The 22548-nt window shown below is 34.5% G+C and carries 25 protein-coding genes and 1 other RNA gene; 6 read left to right on the forward strand and 20 right to left on the reverse strand.

Translation table 11 applies throughout. From position 1 onward, the window contains the following. Positions 1 to 66 precede the first annotated feature (66 nt). The 7 genes from guaB to EL247_RS08635 all read right to left on the reverse strand — a co-directional run bounded on the left by guaB (position 67) and on the right by EL247_RS08635 (position 4975). The gene (gene guaB / locus EL247_RS05130; protein WP_104745315.1) at positions 67 to 1518 is read right to left on the reverse strand and encodes an IMP dehydrogenase; all 1452 of its coding nucleotides are present in this window, start codon (positions 1516 to 1518) and stop codon (positions 67 to 69) included. After that, the gene (gene gatA / locus EL247_RS05135; RefSeq protein WP_060662726.1) at positions 1515 to 2864 is read right to left on the reverse strand and encodes an Asp-tRNA(Asn)/Glu-tRNA(Gln) amidotransferase subunit GatA; all 1350 of its coding nucleotides are present in this window, start codon (positions 2862 to 2864) and stop codon (positions 1515 to 1517) included. The genes guaB and gatA overlap by 4 nt, the downstream gene beginning before the upstream one ends. Positions 2865 to 2964: 100 nt before the next feature. Next, positions 2965 to 3062, reverse strand: an RNA gene (gene ffs, locus EL247_RS05140) — signal recognition particle sRNA small type. An 83-nt stretch (positions 3063 to 3145) separates the two neighbouring features. Further along, the gene (locus EL247_RS08725; RefSeq protein ID WP_324808445.1) at positions 3146 to 3658 is read right to left on the reverse strand and encodes a porin family protein; all 513 of its coding nucleotides are present in this window, start codon (positions 3656 to 3658) and stop codon (positions 3146 to 3148) included. Positions 3659 to 3667: 9 nt separating this feature from the next. Continuing rightward, a complete protein-coding gene (locus EL247_RS08730; RefSeq protein WP_331852461.1) occupies positions 3668 to 4567 on the reverse strand; it encodes a TonB-dependent receptor domain-containing protein in 900 nt (299 codons plus the stop codon). Beyond that, positions 4543 to 4719, reverse strand: coding sequence for a TonB-dependent receptor plug domain-containing protein (locus EL247_RS08630; RefSeq protein ID WP_230456471.1), 177 nt, complete (start codon positions 4717 to 4719; stop codon positions 4543 to 4545). The genes EL247_RS08730 and EL247_RS08630 overlap by 25 nt, the downstream gene beginning before the upstream one ends. Position 4720: 1 nt before the next feature. Continuing rightward, positions 4721 to 4975, reverse strand: coding sequence for a hypothetical protein (locus EL247_RS08635; protein WP_232019733.1), 255 nt, complete (start codon positions 4973 to 4975; stop codon positions 4721 to 4723). 335 nt (positions 4976 to 5310) lie between these two features. Between EL247_RS08635 and zupT the strand changes: the two genes are divergently transcribed. Beyond that, positions 5311 to 6180: a zinc transporter ZupT gene (gene zupT, locus EL247_RS05150; protein WP_005020897.1), complete on the forward strand. Its 870-nt coding sequence runs from the start codon at positions 5311 to 5313 to the stop codon at positions 6178 to 6180. A gap of 6 nt (positions 6181 to 6186) precedes the next feature. Here the strand turns inward: zupT and EL247_RS05155 are convergent, their stop codons facing one another. From EL247_RS05155 to EL247_RS05180, 6 genes are all read right to left on the reverse strand, one after another. Further along, complete coding sequence (locus EL247_RS05155; RefSeq protein WP_104745317.1) at positions 6187 to 6780, reverse strand: pyridoxamine 5'-phosphate oxidase family protein; 594 nt, start codon at positions 6778 to 6780, stop codon at positions 6187 to 6189. A gap of 16 nt (positions 6781 to 6796) precedes the next feature. Continuing rightward, entirely contained in the window at positions 6797 to 7777 is a 981-nt protein-coding gene (locus EL247_RS05160; protein ID WP_104745318.1) for an iron-sulfur cluster assembly scaffold protein, read from the reverse strand. 10 nt (positions 7778 to 7787) lie between these two features. Further along, positions 7788 to 8960 (reverse strand): NifS family cysteine desulfurase, encoded by a 1173-nt coding sequence (locus tag EL247_RS05165; RefSeq protein ID WP_104745319.1) that lies wholly within the window; start codon positions 8958 to 8960, stop codon positions 7788 to 7790. Positions 8961 to 9084: 124 nt separating this feature from the next. Beyond that, entirely contained in the window at positions 9085 to 9825 is a 741-nt protein-coding gene (gene kdsB, locus EL247_RS05170) for a 3-deoxy-manno-octulosonate cytidylyltransferase (RefSeq protein WP_104745320.1), read from the reverse strand. 2 nt (positions 9826 to 9827) lie between these two features. Continuing rightward, the gene (locus tag EL247_RS05175; RefSeq protein ID WP_054197698.1) at positions 9828 to 10070 is read right to left on the reverse strand and encodes a TFIIB-type zinc ribbon-containing protein; all 243 of its coding nucleotides are present in this window, start codon (positions 10068 to 10070) and stop codon (positions 9828 to 9830) included. Positions 10071 to 10157: 87 nt separating this feature from the next. Then, entirely contained in the window at positions 10158 to 10547 is a 390-nt protein-coding gene (locus tag EL247_RS05180) for a hypothetical protein (protein WP_060662651.1), read from the reverse strand. A 121-nt stretch (positions 10548 to 10668) separates the two neighbouring features. On the opposite strand from EL247_RS05180, the gene EL247_RS05185 reads away from it, so the two are divergent. Further along, positions 10669 to 11874, forward strand: coding sequence for a 2,3,4,5-tetrahydropyridine-2,6-carboxylate N-succinyltransferase (locus tag EL247_RS05185; RefSeq protein ID WP_005020889.1), 1206 nt, complete (start codon positions 10669 to 10671; stop codon positions 11872 to 11874). A 60-nt stretch (positions 11875 to 11934) separates the two neighbouring features. Here the strand turns inward: EL247_RS05185 and EL247_RS05190 are convergent, their stop codons facing one another. After that, complete coding sequence (locus EL247_RS05190; RefSeq protein WP_104745321.1) at positions 11935 to 12606, reverse strand: polyphenol oxidase family protein; 672 nt, start codon at positions 12604 to 12606, stop codon at positions 11935 to 11937. Next, positions 12603 to 13622: a rod shape-determining protein gene (locus EL247_RS05195; protein ID WP_060661094.1), complete on the reverse strand. Its 1020-nt coding sequence runs from the start codon at positions 13620 to 13622 to the stop codon at positions 12603 to 12605. The genes EL247_RS05190 and EL247_RS05195 overlap by 4 nt, the downstream gene beginning before the upstream one ends. A 131-nt stretch (positions 13623 to 13753) precedes the next feature. On the opposite strand from EL247_RS05195, the gene EL247_RS05200 reads away from it, so the two are divergent. Together EL247_RS05200 and EL247_RS05205 are read left to right on the forward strand one after the other, a co-directional pair. Next, positions 13754 to 14968, forward strand: a complete 1215-nt coding sequence (locus EL247_RS05200) for a M48 family metallopeptidase (RefSeq protein WP_104745322.1) — start codon at positions 13754 to 13756, stop codon at positions 14966 to 14968. Beyond that, positions 14965 to 15801, forward strand: a complete 837-nt coding sequence (locus EL247_RS05205; protein WP_104745323.1) for a HemK/PrmC family methyltransferase — start codon at positions 14965 to 14967, stop codon at positions 15799 to 15801. The genes EL247_RS05200 and EL247_RS05205 overlap by 4 nt, the downstream gene beginning before the upstream one ends. A 16-nt stretch (positions 15802 to 15817) precedes the next feature. Here EL247_RS05205 and EL247_RS05210 read toward each other — a convergent pair whose 3' ends face one another. From EL247_RS05210 to EL247_RS05230, 5 genes are read right to left on the reverse strand one after another with little or no spacing between them, the layout of a single operon-like run. Further along, positions 15818 to 16555 (reverse strand): SPOR domain-containing protein, encoded by a 738-nt coding sequence (locus EL247_RS05210; RefSeq protein WP_232019734.1) that lies wholly within the window; start codon positions 16553 to 16555, stop codon positions 15818 to 15820. A gap of 10 nt (positions 16556 to 16565) precedes the next feature. Beyond that, on the reverse strand, positions 16566 to 17111 hold the full coding sequence (locus EL247_RS05215; RefSeq protein ID WP_054194874.1) for a DUF1882 domain-containing protein: 546 nt from the start codon (positions 17109 to 17111) through the stop codon (positions 16566 to 16568). A 28-nt stretch (positions 17112 to 17139) separates the two neighbouring features. Continuing rightward, positions 17140 to 18390 carry a serine hydroxymethyltransferase gene (locus EL247_RS05220; protein WP_054194873.1) on the reverse strand — a complete coding sequence of 417 codons (1251 nt, stop codon included), beginning with the start codon at positions 18388 to 18390 and terminating at the stop codon, positions 17140 to 17142. A gap of 1 nt (position 18391) precedes the next feature. Beyond that, positions 18392 to 19885: a lysine--tRNA ligase gene (gene lysS, locus EL247_RS05225; protein ID WP_005020882.1), complete on the reverse strand. Its 1494-nt coding sequence runs from the start codon at positions 19883 to 19885 to the stop codon at positions 18392 to 18394. A gap of 10 nt (positions 19886 to 19895) precedes the next feature. Continuing rightward, positions 19896 to 20477 carry a CvpA family protein gene (locus EL247_RS05230; protein WP_054197690.1) on the reverse strand — a complete coding sequence of 194 codons (582 nt, stop codon included), beginning with the start codon at positions 20475 to 20477 and terminating at the stop codon, positions 19896 to 19898. Between the two features lie 126 nt (positions 20478 to 20603). On the opposite strand from EL247_RS05230, the gene EL247_RS05235 reads away from it, so the two are divergent. Together EL247_RS05235 and EL247_RS05240 are read left to right on the forward strand one after the other, a co-directional pair. Further along, positions 20604 to 21107: a YajQ family cyclic di-GMP-binding protein gene (locus EL247_RS05235; protein ID WP_054194870.1), complete on the forward strand. Its 504-nt coding sequence runs from the start codon at positions 20604 to 20606 to the stop codon at positions 21105 to 21107. Further along, a complete protein-coding gene (locus EL247_RS05240) occupies positions 21107 to 22393 on the forward strand; it encodes an apolipoprotein N-acyltransferase (protein WP_104745325.1) in 1287 nt (428 codons plus the stop codon). Before EL247_RS05235 ends, EL247_RS05240 begins: the two co-directional genes overlap by 1 nt. The last annotated feature ends 155 nt before the right edge of the window (positions 22394 to 22548 follow it).

Genomic DNA, 22548 nt, shown 5'->3' on the forward strand with positions numbered 1-22548 from the left:
TACAACTATTTTATTTATGCTAAAATAGTCATAACTTCCAAAATCAACCTCACCCTTAGAAAATCATTAATTGCTAATATGATAATTTGGGGCTTCTTTGGTAATCATCACATCATGCACATGAGATTCCCTCAAACCACTTTGCGTAATCTCTACAAACTCCGCTTTTTCCCACAAAGTAGGAATATCTTTTGACCCCAAATATCCCATTGAAGAACGCAATCCCCCAAGCATTTGATGAATCACATCTGCAATCTTACCCCTATAAGGCACCCTGCCCTCTATTCCCTCTGGGACAAGCTTTTCTTGTGCTGTACCTTCTTGGAAATATCTATCTGCACTTCCCTTATTCATAGCCCCTAAGCTTCCCATTCCACGATAGCTTTTATACTGCCTACCTTGATAGATGATTGTCTCTCCCGGTGATTCCTCTGTCCCTGCAAGCATACTTCCTATCATCACGCTACTTGCACCTGCTGCAAGTGCTTTTGCAATATCCCCTGAATACTTAATACCTCCATCGGCAATAAGCGGAATCCCTTCTTGATTGCATATTTCTGCTACATCAGCAATTGCTGTAATTTGCGGCACTCCAACACCAGCAACAATTCTAGTAGTGCAAATACTTCCCGGACCAATACCTACTTTTACACCATCAGCCCCAGCTTCAATCAATGCCTTAGCCCCTTCTTTTGTGGCAACATTTCCAGCGACAATATCTACCACCAAATGCTTTTTAATTTCTTTAATGGTTTCTAATATCCCTCGACTATGCCCATGTGCAGAATCCAATACCAAAACATCTACTCCCGCATCTACCAATGCCTTAGCCCTATCATATTGAAATACACCAATAGCAGCACCAACGCGCAATCTACCAAAATCATCTTTATTAGAGTACGGATATTCAATCCTTTTTTGAATATCTTTAATTGTGATAAGCCCTTTTAAAATTCCCTTTTCATTCACGATAGGCAATTTCTCAATTTTATGCTTATTCATAATATTGCGTGCTTCCTCTAGGCTTGTACCAACTTGTGCAGTAATCAAAGGTGCTTTTGTCATCACTTCTTTGACCAAGCGATTTAAATCCGTCTCAAAACGCATATCCCTATTAGTCAAAATCCCAATCAAACTTCCACTATCATCAACCACGGGCACACCAGAAATTTTATAATTATCTGTGATTGCTTTTGCCTGCATCAAAGTCGCTTCAGGACTAATGAATATCGGATCAATAATCACACCACTTTCGCTTTTTTTAACCTTCTTGATTTGTGCTACTTGAGAATTAATATCCATATTTTTGTGAATAATCCCAATCCCGCCAACCCTTGCCATAGCAATAGCAGTACGATATTCCGTAACTGTATCCATTGCCGCAGAAACCAAAGGAGAGTTTAAAGTAATATTTTTGCTAAATTTTGTCTGCAATGATACTTCTTTGGGCAAAATTTCAGAATAAGCTGGAACCAACAAAACATCTTCAAAAGTCAATGCACGCGCTCTAATTTTCATAAATCCTCCTTACATAAATTTTCCAAATTCAATCCTAAATCTAAAATCTTTTGTTCTGCAAAAGAATCTCCGATAAGCTGCATTCCAATAGGCATTCCATCATCTTCGCTTACAGGCAAAGAAAGTGCTGGGAGACCAGCGAGATTCACGCCAATAGTGTAAATATCTTCTAAATACATCTGCAAAGGACTCTTGCATTCATCAAATCCAAAAGCTGTACTAGGTGCCACTGGAGACAAAATTGCATCACATTCCTTTAAAATCTCGCTATATTGCCTTGCTATCAAAGTCCGCACCTTTTGAGCTTTAATATAATATGCGTCATAATACCCGCTACTAAGCACAAACGAGCCAAGCAAGATTCTGTTTTTCACCTCATCACCAAACCCTTGAGAACGCGTTTTGAAATACAATTCTTTAAGATTATTGACATCTTTTGCCCTATTTCCATAACGCACACCATCAAATCTTGCGAGATTCGAACTTGCCTCAGCGGTGCAAATTACATAATATGCAGAGATAATATAGCTTGTATCAAGCATTTCTTTTTCAACAATCGTATGCCCATCTTTACTTAATCTATCAATTGTTTTTTGATAGGCATTTTGAATATTTGCATCCGCATCTTTTAGTAGATTTGGCAAAATAGCAATTTTCATTTTGGTATTAGGATTAAGATTCTTATGGGTTTTAGTAGGTGCAAGATTAGCAGAAGTAGAATCCATTTTGTCATATCCGCTTATTGCATCAAAGAGTATGGCACAATCTGTTACATTTTGTGTAATAGGTCCAATTTGATCCAAACTAGAGCTATAAGCCACCAATCCATAACGACTAACCCTACCATAAGTAGGTTTTAATCCAACACAACCACAAAAACTAGCGGGTTGGCGAATACTTCCACCTGTATCGCTACCAAGTGCTGCAAGTGCGATTCCACCAGCAACAGCCGCTGCACTTCCACCGCTACTGCCACCGGGAACTTTATTGAGATTTTTAGGATTGAGCGTCTTACCATAACAACTGCTTGCTGTCGTGCTTCCCATAGCAAACTCATCCATATTAGTACGCCCAAAAGGTGCCATTTTGTGGCTTAAAAGATTTTCCACTGCTGTAGCATTATAAGGGGCAATATAACCCTTTAATATCTTACTTGCACAAGTAATCTCCCAATTTTTTACATTTATGTTATCTTTAATTGCAATAGGCAAAAAATCCTCTTGATAATCTTGCAGTTCTCCAACATACGCATTTAAATTGCTTTCTTGAATTTTCTTTTTTAATTTTTCTTTTAATTCTTTAATACCATCTCTATCAAGCTTCAAAGCCTCTTGTAAAGTAGGAATACTATCCATCAATTTCTCCACAATAAAAAATTTCAGTATTATAAAAAAAGAATATTAATAAAAGGGTTAAAGAAGTAAAAATTTTTGAAGTTTTAAAAACCCTTCTTAAGATACTTGCGGCACATAAATTTTTTGAAGGCTCTGCTGTGTTCCCACCCTGAAGCATTATCCAAAAGATTCATTGCACAAGTCTCAAAAAGGGCGATTGAAATTATATTTATTTTTTCTTAAAAAAGCAAATTTAAATTCCACTAAATAAAAATTTACCATTTTCATGAATCTTAAAAGTCTATTTTGACTCTTACCCAAAAGTTTCTTCCCATTTCATAAATTCTAGAACTAACAGGATTGTCTGCTACACTCAGATCAATGCTATTTTTAGAGAGGTGGTAGCTATAGAGTTTATCTGTGAGGTTTTCAACCCCTGCAAAAAGTTTGATATTATCATAAGCGTAACCCACATAAAAGTTTATAATACCAAATCCACTTGAATCGCCAAAATCTTGACCCACCACATTGCCATAGCCTTCTAAACTTCTAGTTTGTTTTGCATGCACGATGATTTCACCTTTAATAAAATATTTATTGTCATCATATTTTAATGCAAAAAGTGTTTGCAAGGGTGCAATTTGTGCTAGTGGTCTATTTTCTTTTGTGTCTTGTCCATAGGTATAGCTCATTTGAGCTAATGCCAATGTATTAGGCAAAAATTCATAAGAAATCTCTGCTTCTCCACCCAATAATAACGCATCAGTGTTAAAGCCTGTAGTGGTAGCTGTATTGTAATTTAACATAATATAATCTTAAATACAAGAAACATAGCTAGACATACTAAAGTTAAGCTGCTCTTTGTGATAAGTTGCCCCCAAATCCAATTGTGTGTTTTTTTCTTTTTTTAGATTCAAACCATTTCCCTTAGAAACTTCCCAAAAATCAGGAATCCTTTGTGCATAGCCCAAACCAGCATAAAGCGTGTAATCGCCAAAATATTTTTCAGCTCTTCCAAAGCCACTCAAGGCATATTTTGTATTAGAAGTATCTAGCTTGTGGGCTGTCATATCCACCCTATCGCCCCTTATACCTGCAAAATATCCCATATTAGATGAAGTAAAGGTTTCTATTTGCGAAAAAACCCCATAACTTTTAAAAGTATAATTAGGCGCATAAGGGCTATTTAGAATTATTTCTGCTTCTTGTGCACTATTTTGATTAGCAATAGATCTAGTCTTATGCTTATCTAAATTATAATTTCCACCAAAGTAAATCTTAGAGAGATCAAACTTTTTTTGATATTCTAATCTTCCGCCCGTATTTGCCCTATTGGGATTGCTAATTTGATATTTATTTCCTATTTTTGGCATACCATTAGTTAGACTAAAATTATCCACAATATGATCAATCTCGTGATGATAAATATGAAAATCCAGCTTATCATCATTTAAAAATTTAACAAGATGTGCTTGATAAGATTCTCTATCAAAAGTTCTCGCATCCATTGTCCTATCTGCATAAGCAGCTTCTCCCCTGCCACTTTCATAATCATCACTTCTATAGTTTGAATAAATAGCCTGTAAGCTACCTAGTTCATTTCCGCCTACTAAATGCGCATTAGCATCAACCCTTCCAAAACTTCCATAAAGCGCATCCACCCCACCGCTAAAACTTGGTTTTTGAAGTGTTAGAATCTCTCTATCAAAAAGCATTCCCCAGTAATCAAAGATCCATATCTTACATCTTGAGGACCTTTTATAATGGTAATAGAATTATAATTTTGTGGAAAAATATAGGTTAAAGTCGTATCCATTCTACCACCACAACCTCCTAATAAAGTCCCTCCATTTACGACAATTGGCAATCTACCTCCACCAAGCGATCAAAAAAAACGCTTCTGTTCCACCTCCGCCTTTTTTAGCGACTGAAAACCCAGGAATCTGCTGCAAACTCTTTGCAATATCGCTATTATTTAAAAGCGAATCTTTGCCTAAAATATCGGTGCAATCAATTTGCGTAGGATTTGCTAGGGGAGAATTAGCATATTGTATTGTAACTTGATTGCCTTGAGAATAAAGCAGAGTTGAGAGAGATAAGAATGCAAAAGCTTTGTGTTTCATGAAATATCTCCTTAAAAATTATTATCTTATTTTAAAAAGAATCTAATGGCTTACTTATATCAATATCTCACTCACAGCCTCAATTAAAATAAGCCAACTAACAGGATTATAACACGATGCTTTAAATAAAACTTGCACTTAAATTAGATTCTTATAATTTGGTTTGCATTATTGATTTTATAATTACATATTGTAATATTTTATATATCACAAAGAAAAATAAACTATTTACTTTTAAATCATTAAAAAAAATACAATTATATTGTTAATATTGTTCTCTTTATATTATTAATACAAAAAGTGCTACAATTTGGTTTTTATTAAAGGAATTAATTATGGAAATTTTATCTTGGCAGGTTTTTTATGCTATCATGCTAACATTTTTTGCAGGTGCCTCAAGTGCAATTGGAGCTTTAATTGCTTTCTTTTCATATGCAAATAATACTCGATTTTTATCTTTTGGGCTGGGTTTTTCTGCGGGAGTTATGATTTATATTGCTTTTGTAGAGATTCTACCCTCTTCATTGCTAGATTTCAAAACCTATTCTAAAGATTTTGGCGAAATAATAGGTTTATTATGTTTTTTTGGAGGCTTATTAATCAGCCTACTTATCGATAAACTAATCCCAAAAGAACTTAATCCACACAATCCTAAAGATAATGATGAGTTATTAGAGTTAAAAATTTGCCCCATTCCTAGTGGCAAACAAAAACCAAGCTATCACCCTGGAATCTCACAAAGAGAAACTTTAAAACTTAAACACATGGGGATTTTAACAGCCATTGCCATTGGAATACATAATTTTCCAGAAGGCTTTGCAGTCTTTGCTTCAAGCTTAGATAATCTTTCATTTGGTATTATCATCGCACTTGCCATTGCCATTCACAACATTCCTGAAGGTATGGCGGTTTCCCTACCTATTTATCACGCCACAGGCAACAAAAAGAAAGCTTTCTATTACTCTGCTATTTCTGGACTTGCAGAACCCTTAGGAGCAATTATTGGCGCATTATTTCTATTACCTTTTATGGGAGATTTAACTTTAGCAATTACTTTTGCCTTTGTAGCTGGAATTATGGTATTTATCTCGCTAGATGAATTACTTCCTGCTTCAAAAAACTATGGAGAAGCACACGATAGCTTATATGGATTAATTCTAGGAATGGTAGTCATAGCCTTTAGCCTATTAATTTTAAATCACTAACAAACCTCAAGGTTGGGGGCTAAAATAGCGCATCATTTCAATAGTTTCTTGATCTAATAAAGTGCCTCTATTAGTCAAATCTCTGATTATTTGTTCTCTAACTTCCTGTTTTAAGTTTTGCCCAAATTTTGCTTTTATGCTTTGACTTTCTACCTTTATTGCTCCAACAAATACACCCCTTTCTTGCCCTTTAAATTGACCCAAATCCATATTCAATGAATCATTGTGAGGTTCATACTTTTGCACTAACGCCTTTAAAATATGTTTTTTTCTTTGATGATCTGTAATTGTTTCAAAAGTGCCACTTAGATAAACAGAAAAGAAAAATTGCATAGGAATCATTGTGTTATTTAAAAAATAAGAAGGAATATAAGAATAAACTTTTGTAGCACTAAAAGAGGCTTTTGGATTCTCTTTTAGCAAATGGTATTTTCTACCACTCTTTGCTCCATGAAAATAAATTTCATCACTACAATAACAAAAACTAATAGGAACCCCATAAGGTTCAACATCTGGGATAATCATCACACCAAATTCGATTTTTTGCAACATTGATTCTATAATCTTAGAATCATTGCATTCAAATTCACTGCGTCGCATTAATTTTATTATCCCCTTACACTGGAAATACTCTAATACTCGAATCAAGCCCCTCTTGCAAAACAGATTCAATAGCAAAAAGTGTCCCTGTCGCACCACTTGCACAACCACTGCAAGCACCAAGATAGCGGATATACACATCAGTATGCCCATCACTTGAATTTTTAAGCTCAATAATCTCCATATTTCCGCCATCCATCATAAGCATAGGACGAATCTTCTCATCAATCAAACTCTCAATGGCTTTAATCTTTTGCACCAAAGTCATATCAGCAAACTTCAAATCCCCTTTAGATTCCAAATCCGCCTTGTTTTTTAGCGATTCTTCTTCCATTTCTGCTCGAACATCACGCAAAATATCCACAAGATAATATTCCCTTTCTTCGTGTCCTCCGGGCTTAATGCAGCTTTTACAAAATGCGCCTGCTTTGGTGTATTCAGTTATCTCTTCTACACTTTTTAAATCATTTAGCTTAATAACTTCTTTTAATGTCCCAAGGCTCACCCTAGCACACTCGCATACTATAATCTCATCTTCAAAATCCTCTGGATTCTTCCCAAGATACAATGCAGCTGCCTTTTTAATCACATCATAAGCCATTACAGAGCAGTGCATTTTTTGCCCCGGGACCGCTGGCGTATCAGGATCATCACGCAATGCCTTTTCTACATCAATATTAGTAATCTTCACCGCCTCTTGCACTTTTTTGCCCAAACACAATTCCACCATCATATCACTACTTGCAATAGCAGTCCCACAGCCAAAGCTCTTAAATTTCGCATCGACAATCACATCATTGTTATCTACAAGCCAATACAACCTTACAGCATCACCACAAGCCTCTGCACCATAATCTGCAACAATCAACTTCAACCCTCGTTCATCGGCTTCTTTTTGCGTGATAACTCCCAAGTGAGTTGGATTATCCATTCGCTCACTAACTTTTTTACTATAAGCATCCCACAATGCTCCACCCAATAATTCATTTTTTGCCATCTTATATCCTTTAATAACTACTTGAAATTGTTCTTAAACGCTCAATTGATTTTTTAAAAATTGTGATTGCATAATCAATTTCTTCTTGCGTTGTAAAACGACTTAAAGAGATTCTAACTGCGGTGTGTGCCAATTCTTTGTCTGCACCAATTGCACTCATTACAGGATTAGCCTCCAAATCCTCACTCGCACAAGCACTACCAGTCGAACAAGCAATGCCATTTTTGTTTAAATCCCAAAGCATCGCCTCACCCTCTACACCTCGAATACTTACCAAAATTGTATTAGGCACTCGTAATGCCCTATCCCCAACTACAAATACATCAGGAATCTCTAGCAACGCATCTTCTAGCTTATCACGCAATCGTCTTACATTATTGCGTTCAAAATCCAAATACAAGCAAGCTTGTCGCATTGCTTCTCCCATTGCAACAATATAAGGCACATTGAGCGTCCCACTGCGTCTGCCACCCATATGTTCTCCACCATGAAAAAGCGGAGTTAGCTTTACACCTTTTTTGATATAAAGCCCACCAATTCCTTTAGGTCCATGGAATTTATGCCCACTAAAGCTTAGAAAATCTACATTAGCCTTTTGCACATCAACAGGAATCTTACCAATAGCCTGCACCGCATCTGTGTGAAATAACACGCCTCTTCTTTTGCAGATTTCCCCAATCTCATCAATAGGGAAAATAATCCCTGTTTCATTATTTGCCCACATTATGCTAACAAGTGCCGTTTTATCTGTGATAGCCTCTTCTACTTGCTTAGCTTTAAGTGTCCCATTTTCACCAATAGAAAGATAGGTAACTTCTACTCCAAGTGTCTCCAAAAATCTACAGGTTGCCAAAACCGCTGGATGCTCCACATCAGTAGTGATAATGTGATTTTTCTCGCCAAAACGCAAAACATCAAAATACACTCCCTTTAGCACCCAATTATTAGATTCTGTCGCACAAGAAGTAATAATAATATCATCTTCATCTCTTGCATTAATTCCTTCATAAAGATGATTAAAAGCTTCTCTTATTGCCTTGTGTGTTTCTGTTCCAAAAGTATGCAAAGAATTTGGATTCCCATATTTTTCACAAAAATAAGGTTCCATAAGTTCCTTTGCTCGCGGGTCCAACATAGTCGTTGCATTATTGTCTAAATAGACTCTTTTGCTAGACTTTTCCATATTATTATCCTTTCAAAATACACTTTAAATATAAACTTTTTCATTTTTTAAAAAACTAAAATGAATTTAGCTTTTACTCCAAAAAAGCTTAAAGAATTTTGAATTTAAATAGATATGGTCAATTTTATCTGCAAAATATTTCCAATGCTCTTTGTAAATCCTCTTTGGTATCAATCCCAAAAGATTTACTAGAAACTTTTGCCATTACAATTTTCTTATTATTCTCTATTGCTCTTAATTGCTCTAATTTTTCAATTTCTTCTAAAGGGGATTTTGGAAGCTTACAAAACTCTTGCAAACTCCTGCCACTAAAGGCATAAATCCCCAAATGCCCAAAATAATGCCACTCTTTGTGAGTATCCATAATATTTTCCCTATCATAAGGAATAAGAGAGCGTGAAAAATAAATAGCTTCATCACTCTTATTGAATATCACTTTTACCAAATTTGGATCTTTTGCTTCTTCTTTGGAAATCACCTTCGCACAACTTCCCATAAATGGAATCTCGCCCAACTCTTTTGCCTTAGTTTCCATAAAATCCTTAAGCGTTTGAATAACTTCTTGCTCAATAAAAGGCTCATCACCTTGCAAATTAATCACAATTTCATTATCATCTACACCCAAAATCCTTGCACACTCTGCGATTCTATCTGTGCCGCTATTATGCTCTTTATTAGTCAAAACTCCTTCAAAGCCAAAGTCCTTGCACACTTTTTGCACATTTTCATCATCACAAGCAATTACTACATTATCCACTTCTTTTGCAATTTGTGCCACTCTAACAACCATAGGAATCCCTTTAATAAGAGCAAGAATCTTATTAGGAAACCGCGTAGATTTTAATCTTGCTGGAATTATAATCATAACTAAAAATCAAACAATTCCCCCAAAAAGCTCTCACGCTTTCTGGGCTTTTCATAATGGCGGCTTTCTTTGTATCTTGGTTCTTCATATCTTGCTTGAGAATGCGAAGTGCCTTGAGAGCGTTCAATGATTTTATCTAGCTCTCCCCTATCAAGCCAAACGCCACGACATTTTGGACAATAATCAATCTCTACTCCACTTCTTTCACTCATTACCAAATCTACATTACAAACCGGACATTGCATATTGATTCCTTAATTTTAAATATTTTTTAAAACAATCATTATACTTAAAATAGCTTAATTAAACTCAAAAATTTTATTTATCTTAAATCATCTCCTTGCCATACCAACACCCAAAATTTTCTCTAATTTTTCCTTTCTTTGTGGATTTGCAAGCTTAAAATAAGATTCTACATCCAAAATCAATTTTGCATCAGTTGCCTTATGCGTTGCTAATATAAGCAAAAATTTCATATCAAAATCTTCCACCTCTCCCATATAAAGATTATAATGTATTTTGGCAAACTTCACACATTCTATCAAATCTTGCAAGCTATTTTCCTTTTTTGACATTTTAGCCAACAATTCCTCTGCACTAGGGAATTTTTCACTCTTGATATTCGCCTTAGTTTTACTCATCAAAAATGCAATCCACAAACCTACAAATAAAACCCCTATTGCCGCACAAAGTAAAATTAAAATCAAAATATCTTTCTGCATTGATTATCCCACTTATTTAAGAATAAAAATTTGCTAATTATAGCTTCCATTTACTTCAATTTTATGGAATTGATAAACTTTTATCGTTATAATATCAAAAATCATTTCTAAGGAATATTATATGGATACAAATCATTTCAAACAAAAAGTAAGTGAAATTCAAGCAAAAAGCGACTATAAAGCCCCTATTGGTTTTGGAATCTGTTATGCTGATGTAGGAATTATGAGCAATAAAGTCTTGCAAGCAACTTATCCTGTATTAAACTGGAAAGAAAACTTTGGAAGTTATGCAATTTTTTGGGAACTAAGAGAAGAATGTGAAATCTTAGAAGAATGCGAAAGTGAATTAGTTTTTGGAATTACAGAGGAATTTGTCATCAAAGCACTAGAGGCTTTCTCTCCTTACTTAGCAGAAACTCAAAGCAATCCTAATGCACACAAAAATGTTGCTGTGGTTTTGGAATTACAAAGAGCCTTGCAAGAGGATAGAATCTATACAGAAAATGGCGACTTCCGCTATCGCTTTTGTGCTATTTATGAAGATACACAATGCAAAAGTGTAGAATCTGCTTATATGAAGCTTTTGGCTCTTTCACTTGGCAAAGCCCCTTTAAGAAGTCTCTATTTAGATGGAATCTTTGGATTGCTTACAAATGTTGCTTGGAGTGGCAATGTGCCTTTTGAACTTGATTGGCTAAGAGAAAATGAAATCGCTCTTAAAATGCGAGGGGAATTCCCTGCCATTGACTTTGTAGATAAATTCCCACGCTATCTTATGCAAGTTATTCCACAATATGATAATATCCGCTTACTTGATACAGCCAAAACTCGCTTTGGTGCATATCTTGGCACAGGTGGTTACACTCAAATGCCCGGGGCTAGCTATGTGAATTTCAATGCTGGGGCAATGGGTGCTTGTATGAATGAAGGTAGAATCTCATCTAGTGTGATTGTTGGAGAAGGTAGCGATGTAGGCGGTGGTGCGAGTATTTTAGGGGTTTTAAGTGGTGGCAACTCTGAACCTATTAGCATTGGCAAAAACTGCTTACTTGGTGTTAATAGCTCCACAGGTATTAGTTTGGGCGATGGTTGTATTGTTGATGGAGGCATTGCAATTTTGGCAGGAACAGTTTTTAAAATCACACCTCAAGAAGCCCAAAAGATTAAAGAAATTAATCCAACATTTGAAATCAAAGAAGATGGACTTTACAAAGGCAAAGAGCTTTCAGGCAAAAATGGTATCCATTTCCGATGCGATTCTAAAACCGGCGTAATGATTGCTTTCCGCTCCAACAGAAAAATCGAACTCAATTCTGCCCTACACTAAGCTTTGCAATTCTGCTCTTTAGCAGCAGAATTGGCTTATCAATTCTACTTCAAAGCTAATTTATTCTAAACTTGCAAACATTCCAAATCTACCGCATTTTTTATCTCTTCGATAAGAAAAATACCTTTTATCACAGCAAGTGCAAATAGGGCTAATCTCATAATGATTAATCCCCATTTCATTAAATTGCCTTTTTAAAACTGCAACCAAATCCAAATAAATTTTGCTATTTTGGAGAATCTTTCCTTCCATTAGTGGCTTACTAATTACTTCTTCTTGCACTTCATAGCAACATTTGCGAATTGATGGACCCACATAAGCAAAAAGATTCTGAAAATGACTTCCATATTGTTCTTGCAAGACTTTACAAGCCTCAAAAACAATACCTTTTTCTACCCCAAGCCTACCTGCATGCAACATCACTAATATTTTATTTTGCGAATCAAAAATTACAATAGGATTGCAATCTGCGACCATAATCAATCCAACAATGCCTTTTTTATTGATTAAAATCCCATCTCCTTCCCCCAGTAATCCAAAATGATTTGCTTTTAAAATCTCTTTACCATGCACTTGATTTAAGAATACTAATTGCTCCAAACAAAACCCTTGAGATTCCAAAAGTCTCTTATGGTTTGCTTCAACCTCTCTTTTAGTAGAATCTCCAGCATGATAGGCAACATTATCACCCATTTTACTAAACCAAATCTTTAGCCCTTTAGGTAGCGTCAATTATGGTCCCCTCCCCACCTATCTTCTACTCTATCATAAGCTTCATAATTTTGCATGATGATGCAAGCACCTTTAGAAATATCTAACAAAGGATTAGGTGAAAGATTGATTTTCATTTTCAACTCTTCTTCCAAAAACTCTTTCATCCCTGTTATTAGAGCCATTCCGCCCGTGAGAATCGCCCCATCATCTATCAAATCTGGAGCAATTTGAGCTGGAGATTTTTGGATAGCTTCCAAAATTGTTTTTTTAATTTTATACATTCCAGATAAAAGCACTTCTTTTAAATCATTTAAATTTAATTCAAACGCAATAGGCATTCCTGTTGCCAAGGATTTAGCACCGATATTGATAATAGGATTATCCCCAAAAACATTAATTTGTCGCTTAATGTTTTCTGCCATTTCTTTGCTAATACTAATGTTTTTATTGTGTCTGCAATATTCCACCAACGCATAATCAATAAAATCTCCAGCTTCTTTAGTAAAAGCACTTGTAACAAGTCCGCCAAGAGAAATAACACTCACTTCAACTAACCCGCCCCCTGCATCAATAATCATCTTTGCCCTAGAAGTGCTAATATCCAACCCTGCTCCAACACTTGCACTAAAAGGATCCTCAATCAAAAACACCTCTTTTGCACCAGCAAGCATTGCCGCCTCATGCAAAGAATGTCTCTCTACTTGTGTAAGATTCCGCGGGATACTAATTCCAACCCTAGGTGCTAAATTACGCGTTTGACCTAGATTAATTAATGCACCAATAAAAATCTTAGTAGTCTCAAAATCACTAATTGCACCATTTAAAAGCGGATTGACTATCTCAAAATTTTGTGGGGCTCTCCCCAACATTTTCTTAGCTTGCTCTCCAATGCAAACAACTCTTTTGAAATTTCTTGTATCCTCCAATGCAATACAAGTCGCCTCACAAAATATAATCTCTTCTACATTATTTCTTACAATTGTATTAACCGTTCCTAAATCAATTGCAATATCATTGCGTCCAAAAAAAGCCATATATCTCCCACCAAATTCTATTCTTTATTATTAAATTATAACAATATTCACTGCAATATCCCTTTAAAATTAAAAATTTTATCAATATTTGATATAATCGCAAAAACAATAATTTCATAGAGGACAAGTTAATGATTTTTGCTATTTGTTATGGGATATTTTTTACCCTACCAAAAATTTTTCTTAGTATCATAGAGCTTCGTTTCTTAAAATCTCAATTATACCAAAAACCTTATATTTTAGATTCACAATCATTTATCAAAGCGGCAAATTATTCAATCATCAAAGAAAAAATCTCCCTTTTGCAATCTTTAGTCGATTTTATACTAGTAGGGATTTGGATTGCATTTGGATTGCATTTTTTGGAATCTTTTATCAATACCCATTCACTCTTAGGCAGTGTGGTTTTTGTCCTTCTATTTTTATTGATACAAAGCCTCTTTTCACTTCCTTTTGAGGCTTATAAAACGCTAGTTATTGATAAACAATTTGGTTTTGCAAAGGGCGGAATCAAGCTTTTTATTCTTGATAACATTAAATCTTTCTTGCTTTTATTGGTAGTTGGCGGAATCTTGATTTTTATTTTTATATGGATTATTTCCAATATACAATACTGGGAATTTTATACCTTTATTGTTAGTGCAATCTTAATTGTCGCTATCAATCTTTTATATCCAACTCTTATTGCGCCTATTTTTAATAAATTCACTCCCTTACAAGATGAAAATCTAAAAACTTCTATACAAAATCTTTTAAACCAAGTTGGTTTTAATTCTAATGGTATTTTTGTGATGGATGCCTCTCGTAGAGATGGGAGATTGAATGCTTATTTTGGAGGACTTGGCAAAACAAAACGCGTTGTTTTATTTGATACGCTTTTAGAAAAAATCCCACAAGATTCGATTCTTGCTGTTTTGGGGCATGAATTAGGGCATTTCAAAAACCTTGATATTTATAAAATGATGGGGTTAGTTTTGTTGTTTGTTTTTATTTTGTTAAATATCATTGCAAACTTTCCACAATCCCTCTTTGCACAAGCAAACTTGACACAATCTCCACACAGCATTGTTGTGTTCTTGCTTCTTTTAAGCGCACCTATTGGATTTTACTTTACCCCTATTATTGGATTTTTTAGTCGCAAAAACGAATACAATGCCGATGAGTTTGGGGCAAATCTCACGAGCAAAGAAGCCTTAGCAAAAGCCCTTTTATTGCTAGTCAAAGAAAATAATTCTTTTCCACTTTCACACCCACTTTATATGCGTTTTTATTATACTCACCCACCGCTTATGGCACGTCTTATTGCATTAGATTGTGAAAAATTAGCTTTTAAGGACGCTTATTGAATCTCAAAGAAGCCTTAGATTTTGGCACAAAAAGACTTCAAGCTCGCCAAATACTGCGACCACGCTTAGAATCTGAAATTTTACTTTCTTTTGTTTTAAATCAACCAAGAATCTATCTCCATATCCATGAAACACAAGCTCTCTCACACTTTGAAGAAATTCGCTATCTTGATTTTATTTGTCGTCGAGAACAATACGAACCTATTGAGTATCTCACAGAAAAAGTGAGTTTTTATGGGGAAGAATTTTATATTTCCCATGGCACTTTAATCCCACGCCCAGAAACAGAAATTCTAATCGATAAAGCAAAAGAGATTATTTTGCAGCACTCTTGCAAAAATATTGCAGAAATAGGAATCGGTAGTGGGATTATTAGCATTATGCTATCGCTTTTATTGCAAGATTATCCTTTGAAATTCTATGCTAGCGATATTTCACCAGAATCTTTATTCAATGCTTATGTCAATTTAAAAAAATTTAAAATTTCTAATCTCAAGCTTTATAAAAGTGCCTTTTTGGATTTCAATACACAAAACAAACTCTCATTTGATTTATTAATCTCCAATCCGCCTTATATCAAAAATGATGAAATTCTTCCACATTCTCTTTCTTATGAACCACCAAAAGCATTATTTGGCGGAGAAGTGGGAGATGAGATTCTCCACCAAATTATCTTGCTTGCTTATAATGCAAAAATTCCTCACCTCATTTGTGAAATGGGCTATAATCAAAGACAAAGTATAGAAAATTTTATACACAAAATTCCACACAAAAAAATAGAATTTTACAAAGATTTGGCAAATTTAGATAGAGGTTTTATTGTAGAGTTTTAATTAAGCAAGCCTAAGCCTACTTAATTTCTTTGATGAAAGCGTCCTTATTGATTTTATCTTTAATCACAGGAAGGTTTTTTTGTGCTTCTTCTTTGGTTGCAAAAGGTCCTACCAACAAACGAGTTGCGCCTCCAGCCTTTTGCATTTGGTGGCTAAAGCTTAACTCTTTAATGGTTTGGAGTATTTTTTGGTTGGGCGATTTACTAAATGAACCCACTTGAATATAAAAGCCTTTTGCTATCCCAACTTCTTGTTTTTTGGAATCTTCTGCTGTCGTTGTTGTAGCATTTTTAGTTTCTGATGATTTAATCGTATTTTGTTTAATTTCTTGATTAGTTTCTAATGCCACTTGTTCTTTTGGAGGATTTGGCAATGCCTCTTGTTGTTCTTTTTGTTGTGCTTTAATTTGATCAATGATTTTTTGGAATTGCTCATCTGAATTGCTTGTATTTTGTGATTGAATTGGCACTTGCCCAAAATCTGTATTTTGCTCTTCTTTTGCCATTGTTGGCAATTGAGCCTCTTCTACTGGCTTATTTGTTTGTGCATTTGTATCCACTTCATTTTTACTTCCACTTTGCATCATATAAACAATCAAAATAATAATTGCAAAAATTACAATCCCAATTGCCACCAACAAAATAGTTTTTTTGCTCTTTGTTTCCTTTTCATCTTCTTCTTGAATATCGCTAATTAGCAAATCATCAAGTTCCAACCCTTTTTCTTCTTTTTTGTTGTCATTTGTATCTATCATTTTTTCTCCTTTACATATGTTTTGACCAAGAAGCACCACGCTCTTTATTATAAACCCCATAAGGCACCACAAGAATATTAAAACTTCTAGGTATGTCCAATGAAGGAAACATTTTCCATTCTGTTGGCATTTTTTGTGCTAACTTTGCTCCAAGCATTTTTGCTAATTGACACGCCTCCTGAAAAGTTGTATGCCCCTTATGCACATAAAGGTGCAAATGTCCGGGCGTTTTTGTCTGATAAGCTGTGAAATTAATAAAACCCTCTTCCCTCAAAAGCAATTGTGCGCGATGCCAAAACCTTTCTGCATTAAAGCCATTATAATCAAAAACGATATTTTCTACCTTATCTTGAGTATTAATCAAAGAATGTGCGACGGTGATTTCTTTTCTAAAATGGCTTTGCAATATTGTTCTTGTGAGTGGTTCATCTACTCTTTTAAACTTATCATAGAAGATTCTTCCATTATGATGGATTTTTTGACCAATTCCTGCTTCTTTTATCCAATAATGCGAAGTAATCATTTTAATAAGTTTTAAATCCATATCTGTAACCATTCTCTACCTCTTTTCATTCATATTGTATTTAAAATATCGCCTTATTATATACAGGGAATTTTAACGCAAGCTGCTTTAATTCATCTTTTATTTGCTCTTGCTTTTGAGTATTTTGTATATCATCTAAAACATCTGCAATCTTATTTGCTACAATATCAAATTCAGCTTCTTTAAATCCTCTAGCACTCAATGCAGGAGAACCAATCCTAACTCCGCTTGTAACAAATGGGCTACGAGTTTCACCCGGAACTGTATTTTTATTGACTGTAATTCCTGCATTCCCCAATGCCAAATCTGCATCTTTTCCACTAAAGTCCTTATCTAGTAGTGACAATAATACCAAGTGATTATCAGTCCCACCACTTACAATTTTATAACCTCTCTTTTGCAAAACATCTGCCAAAACTTTTGCATTAGCCTTTACTTGTTTGGCATATTGCTTCCACTCTGGTTTTAGATTCTCACCAAAGCCGACTGCTTTCCCCGCAATTACATGCATCAAAGGACCACCCTGCATTCCCGGGAATACAGCCTTATCAATCTTTTTGGCATATTCTTCATTATTAGTCAGTATCATTCCGCCACGAGGACCTCTTAAGGTTTTATGTGTAGTGGTTGTTACTACATCAGCATAAGGGAATGGATTAGGATATTCACCAGCGACAACAAGCCCAGCGACATGGGCAATATCTGCCAACAAAATTGCTCCAACACTATCTGCTATTTCCCTAAAACGCTTAAAATCCAATTCCCTAGAATAAGCACTAAACCCACAAACAATCAAGTTTGGTTTTGTAATGCTTGCAATTTCTTGAACTTTATCATAATTGATATACCCATCTAATTCTACACCATAAAAAAAGCTTTGATACATTTGCCCTGTTATACTTACTTTTGCTCCATGAGTAAGATGCCCTCCATGGCTCAAATCCATTCCCAAAATCTTATCATAAGGCTTAAGTAAAGCTGCATACACAGCAGCATTTGCTTGAGAACCTGCGTGAGGTTGCACATTAGCAAATTCACACCCAAAAAGCTTTTTTGCACGATTAATCGCCAATTCCTCTATCTTATCGACAAACTCGCAACCACCATAATATCTTTTATAAGGATACCCCTCTGCATATTTATTTGTCAAAACACTCCCCATTGCTTCCATTACACTAGGAAATGTAAAATTCTCACTTGCAATCATTTCTAAGTGAGTATTTTGACGCTCTAATTCCTCTCCGATGATATCAAAGATTTCTTTATCTGATTTTTCCAAAAAATAACTCATTTTAATCCTTTTTTTGTGGTTTAAGTGCTGGGAATAAAATCACATCTTTAATAATATTATGCCCAGTTAATAGCATTACAAGCCTATCTATCCCTATACCCTCACCCGCTGTTGGTGGCATACCATAAGAAAGTGCTGTAATATAATCTTCATCCATATATTGTGCTTCCTCATCACCGGCTTCTTTAGCAATTACCTGCTCTTTAAACCTCTCATATTGATCCAAAGGATCATTAAGCTCACTAAAGCCATTTGCGATTTCACTTCCACCAATAAACAACTCAAATCTATCTGCAATCTCTGGATTCTCATCATTACGCCTAGCAAGCGGACTAATCACAATAGGAAAATCAGTGATAAAAGTAGGATTAATTAGCTTATCCTCCACAAACGCATCAAAAGCTTCACTTTGAAGTTTTCCTAATTCCATTTTGGATTCTAATTTGACATTATTTGCAATCAAATAATCATACAATTTATCTCTATCTGTGGCAACTTCTCGTGGAATCCCGCCAATCTCCACTAAAGAATCCAAATAAGAAATCTCTCTAAACTCGCTAAAATCAATCTCTTTTTCATTGAATTTTAAAATTTTTGGTAGATTTAATTGAGCAAACAAATAATCAAAAAGTGCTTTTGTGATTTTAATCAAATCTTTGTAATCTTTATAAGCCCAATAAAACTCTATCATAGTAAATTCTGGATTGTGTGAATGATCCATTCCCTCATTTCTAAAATTTCGATTAATCTCAAATACAGCCTCAAATCCACCTACAACAAGCCTTTTGAGATACAATTCTGGGGCAATCCTCAAATATCGTTCAACATTTAGAGCATTATGGAATGTTACAAATGGTTTTGCATTTGCACCGCCGGGGATTGGGTGCATCATCGGAGTTTCTACTTCCAAAAATCCATTTTCTTCAAAAAATCTTCTCACACAACTTACAATTTTAGAACGCAATACAAAAGTATCCCTGACTTCTTTATTCATAATCAAATCTAAATATCTTTGGCGATAACGCATTTCAATATCTACTAATCCATGATATTTTTCTGGCAATGGACTAATAGCCTTTGTAAGCAATTTGAATTCTAAAGCATGCAAACTCAATTCCCCTGTTTTAGTCACAAAAGGAAAGCCCTTAGCTACGATGATATCCCCTACTTCAATGTATTTTTTGAAAATTTCAAAATTCTCACCTAATTCATTTTTGGAAAGATAAATTTGCAAAATTCCACTATTATCTTCAATTTTCAAAAACGCAGCCTTCCCCATCAAACGAACAAACTTTATGCGTCCAGCCACTTGAGCATTTACGCTTGTATCTTTTCTATCATCGCTTTCTAGCTTTGTCAATGATTCAAACTTTTCCAAAAAAGTTTTACAATCCATTTCTTTTTGAATGCCGTTTCCATAAGGATTTATTCCAAGCTCTTTTAAGGAATTTGCTTTTTGGATTCTACCTTGGATATAAATATCATCTTCAAACAATTTCTACTCCTTATCTTAAGCTATTATCTACTTTGTTTTCAATATCTTCTGCAGTTTCTTGTATCTTTTCTTGAGGTATAGCCTCTTGTTTTACCTCTTCTTGTGGCACATCTAATTTTATAATCACTTCTCCAGCATCTAGCAACAAAGGATACAAAACGCTATTTTGCGTATGTTTTTGCATAAACCCTTTGGCAATTTGAATGTTAGAAACTGCATAAAAAATCACAGCAAAAATCATAAAGGTTTTTAATGCCCCAAAGCAAAATCCAAGCATACGATTCATTGTGCTTTGCGAACTCATATTAACCGCTCTTTGAAGTATTTCTGCCACTACCAAACTTGCAACCCAAACCACAATCAACAACACCAAAAATCCAATCAATGCAATTGCAGAAGGATTTTCAAAAGTATAGATATTTTGGCTTATCCATTCCCCAGCTTGAGTTGAATAAACCGAAGCGATATACACCCCACCAACAATTCCAAACAATCCAAACACTTCTCGAATAAAACCATTCACTATTCCTTTAATTCCAATTAGCAAAATTAAAGCACCAATAATCAAATCAAAATAACTCAAACTATCCACTAAAAAAACCTTGTAACTTATAAAATAAATAATTTTGCTATTTTACACAAAACTAACCTAAAAAAAGATATGATAAAATAAAATCTTGTAAAAATTATCAATAAAACTTACAAAAGGATACATACAATGGCAGCTAAAGAACATAGTTTTGACATTTCAGCAAAAGTCGATATACAAGAATTCAAAAATGCTTTAGAGCAGGCAAAAAAAGAAATTGCAAACCGCTTTGATTTCAAAGATGACAAAGCCAAAGAAATCACATTCAACGAAAAAGAAAAATCACTCACAATCCTTGCTACAAGCGAAAACAAAGCAAAAACAATCAAAGATATTTTTGATTCCAAACTCATCAAACGCAATCTCTCTTTAAAAGTCCTAAAAGAAACTTCCAAAGACAATTCAAGTGGCGGAAATCTCAAAATAACCTACAAGCTCAATGATACCCTAGATGACAAAAACGCAAAAACCATCAACGCAGAAATCAAAAATCAAAAATTCAAAGTCCAAACACAAATTCAAGGAAATGAGATTCGAGTAAAATCAAAAGATATTGATGAGCTTCAAAAAGTCATTGCCCATCTTAAAAAAATGGAATTAGAAATTTCTCTCAACTTTGGAAATTTCAATTAATGCCTTTATTATCAAGTTTTGGGCTAGTTTTCTCACAAGATAAACGCACGCAAATTCTTATAGGAATTTTAAGTGCTTTTCTTTTGAGTGCTTTTATCTATTTGGAATATTTTTTTGGAGATTCTAACTACAAGCCTTTTTCGAGCCTTTTTGCAATTTTGGGATTGTTTTTATACCTCAATCTTTCTCGTTTTGGTGCTTTTATTTGCGGAGCGTTAATCGGAATCTTGTGGTTTTATTGGGTAGCTTTAAGCTTCCGATTTTATGACTTAACTTATCTTATGCCTGCAATTTGGCTTACATTTATTATCATCTTTGGTTTTTTATTTTTTTTGTTTTGTTATTTTCAAAACCCCCTTTATAAAATCTCAACCCTGCTTATTGCTAGCTTTATTCACCCTTTTGGTTTTAATTGGTTTATCCCTGAAATAATCTTAACCAAAAGCTACTTTTTCCCCTCTAAAAGCATTCTTTTTTTGCTTCTCATCACTTTAGCAATTTTTACTTTTTTGCTTCACAAAAGATTCTACAAAATAGGCATATCCTTGCTATTGTTTGCCTTGATTGCAACTAGTCTTTTTAGCCAAACACTCTACCCAAAAAGCCACAAATCCACACTCAAAATCAAAACAACCTCCACAAATATCCCTCAAAATTTGCGTTGGGATTTAGCAAACCTAAATGCCACAATCCAAAGCAATTTAAACCTCATACAAAAAGCCAAACGAGAAAATTATGATTTGGTTATTCTGCCTGAAACTGCCTTCCCTATGGCTCTTAATACACAGCCTTCTTTAATACAATCGCTAAAAAACTTAAGTCAAGATATTATGATTATAACCGGAGGGGTTAATAAAGATAAAAATAATTTTTACAATAGTGCCTATATCTTCCAGCAAGGCAAAATGGAGATTCTAAACAAAGTCATTCTAGTCCCTTTTGGAGAAAAAATCCCTTTGCCTGATTTTATAGCCCATTGGATAAACGAAGTTTTTTTCAAAGGTGGGAATGATTTTGCTAGCAGCTTAAACAAAACGCCAAATTCTACAATCCTAAAAGACCATTTTTTTCAAATCGCAATCTGCTATGAAGCCACAAGAGTAGAATATTATCAAAACTCCCCAAAATTTCTTATTGCCATTAGTAATAATGCTTGGTTTTATCCTAGTATTGAATCCACTCTGCAAAAACTTCTTATGCAATATTTTGCATTCAATTATGGCACAACTATCTATCATTCTAGCAATGGCTCAAAAGATTTTGTGCTTTTGCCAAATCAACCTTAGATTTAATCCAAAAGCGTTTGCCTTTGGATTAATTTCGTTCGCAATTTTATAGTTTTATAAACTATTAAAGAAAATCTACACTTCTTGATTTTTTTATTTATTTCTCTCCACCTCCTATATCTTAATACTTTAGAATCTTAAAAATACAATTCAAT

The organism is Helicobacter pullorum (assembly GCF_900638355.1).
Taxonomy (GTDB): domain Bacteria; phylum Campylobacterota; class Campylobacteria; order Campylobacterales; family Helicobacteraceae; genus Helicobacter_D; species Helicobacter_D pullorum.

What these genes read in the sequence shown, in the direction of transcription:
- guaB (WP_104745315.1), bottom strand. Translation starts at nt 1,518, where the DNA reads ATGAAAATTAGAGCGCGTGCATTGACTTTTGAAGATGTTTTGTTGGTT.
- EL247_RS08725 (WP_324808445.1), bottom strand. Translation starts at nt 3,658, where the DNA reads ATGTTAAATTACAATACAGCTACCACTACAGGCTTTAACACTGATGCG.
- EL247_RS08730 (WP_331852461.1), bottom strand. Translation starts at nt 4,567, where the DNA reads ATGCTTTTTGATAGAGAGATTCTAACACTTCAAAAACCAAGTTTTAGC.
- EL247_RS08635 (WP_232019733.1), bottom strand. Translation starts at nt 4,975, where the DNA reads ATGAAACACAAAGCTTTTGCATTCTTATCTCTCTCAACTCTGCTTTAT.
- zupT (WP_005020897.1), top strand. Translation starts at nt 5,311, where the DNA reads ATGGAAATTTTATCTTGGCAGGTTTTTTATGCTATCATGCTAACATTT.
- EL247_RS05155 (WP_104745317.1), bottom strand. Translation starts at nt 6,780, where the DNA reads ATGCGACGCAGTGAATTTGAATGCAATGATTCTAAGATTATAGAATCA.
- EL247_RS05160 (WP_104745318.1), bottom strand. Translation starts at nt 7,777, where the DNA reads ATGGCAAAAAATGAATTATTGGGTGGAGCATTGTGGGATGCTTATAGT.
- EL247_RS05165 (WP_104745319.1), bottom strand. Translation starts at nt 8,960, where the DNA reads ATGGAAAAGTCTAGCAAAAGAGTCTATTTAGACAATAATGCAACGACT.
- kdsB (WP_104745320.1), bottom strand. Translation starts at nt 9,825, where the DNA reads ATGATTATAATTCCAGCAAGATTAAAATCTACGCGGTTTCCTAATAAG.
- EL247_RS05175 (WP_054197698.1), bottom strand. Translation starts at nt 10,070, where the DNA reads ATGCAATGTCCGGTTTGTAATGTAGATTTGGTAATGAGTGAAAGAAGT.
- EL247_RS05180 (WP_060662651.1), bottom strand. Translation starts at nt 10,547, where the DNA reads ATGCAGAAAGATATTTTGATTTTAATTTTACTTTGTGCGGCAATAGGG.
- EL247_RS05185 (WP_005020889.1), top strand. Translation starts at nt 10,669, where the DNA reads ATGGATACAAATCATTTCAAACAAAAAGTAAGTGAAATTCAAGCAAAA.
- EL247_RS05195 (WP_060661094.1), bottom strand. Translation starts at nt 13,622, where the DNA reads ATGGCTTTTTTTGGACGCAATGATATTGCAATTGATTTAGGAACGGTT.
- EL247_RS05200 (WP_104745322.1), top strand. Translation starts at nt 13,754, where the DNA reads ATGATTTTTGCTATTTGTTATGGGATATTTTTTACCCTACCAAAAATT.
- EL247_RS05210 (WP_232019734.1), bottom strand. Translation starts at nt 16,555, where the DNA reads ATGATAGATACAAATGACAACAAAAAAGAAGAAAAAGGGTTGGAACTT.
- EL247_RS05215 (WP_054194874.1), bottom strand. Translation starts at nt 17,111, where the DNA reads ATGGTTACAGATATGGATTTAAAACTTATTAAAATGATTACTTCGCAT.
- EL247_RS05220 (WP_054194873.1), bottom strand. Translation starts at nt 18,390, where the DNA reads ATGAGTTATTTTTTGGAAAAATCAGATAAAGAAATCTTTGATATCATC.
- EL247_RS05235 (WP_054194870.1), top strand. Translation starts at nt 20,604, where the DNA reads ATGGCAGCTAAAGAACATAGTTTTGACATTTCAGCAAAAGTCGATATA.
- EL247_RS05240 (WP_104745325.1), top strand. Translation starts at nt 21,107, where the DNA reads ATGCCTTTATTATCAAGTTTTGGGCTAGTTTTCTCACAAGATAAACGC.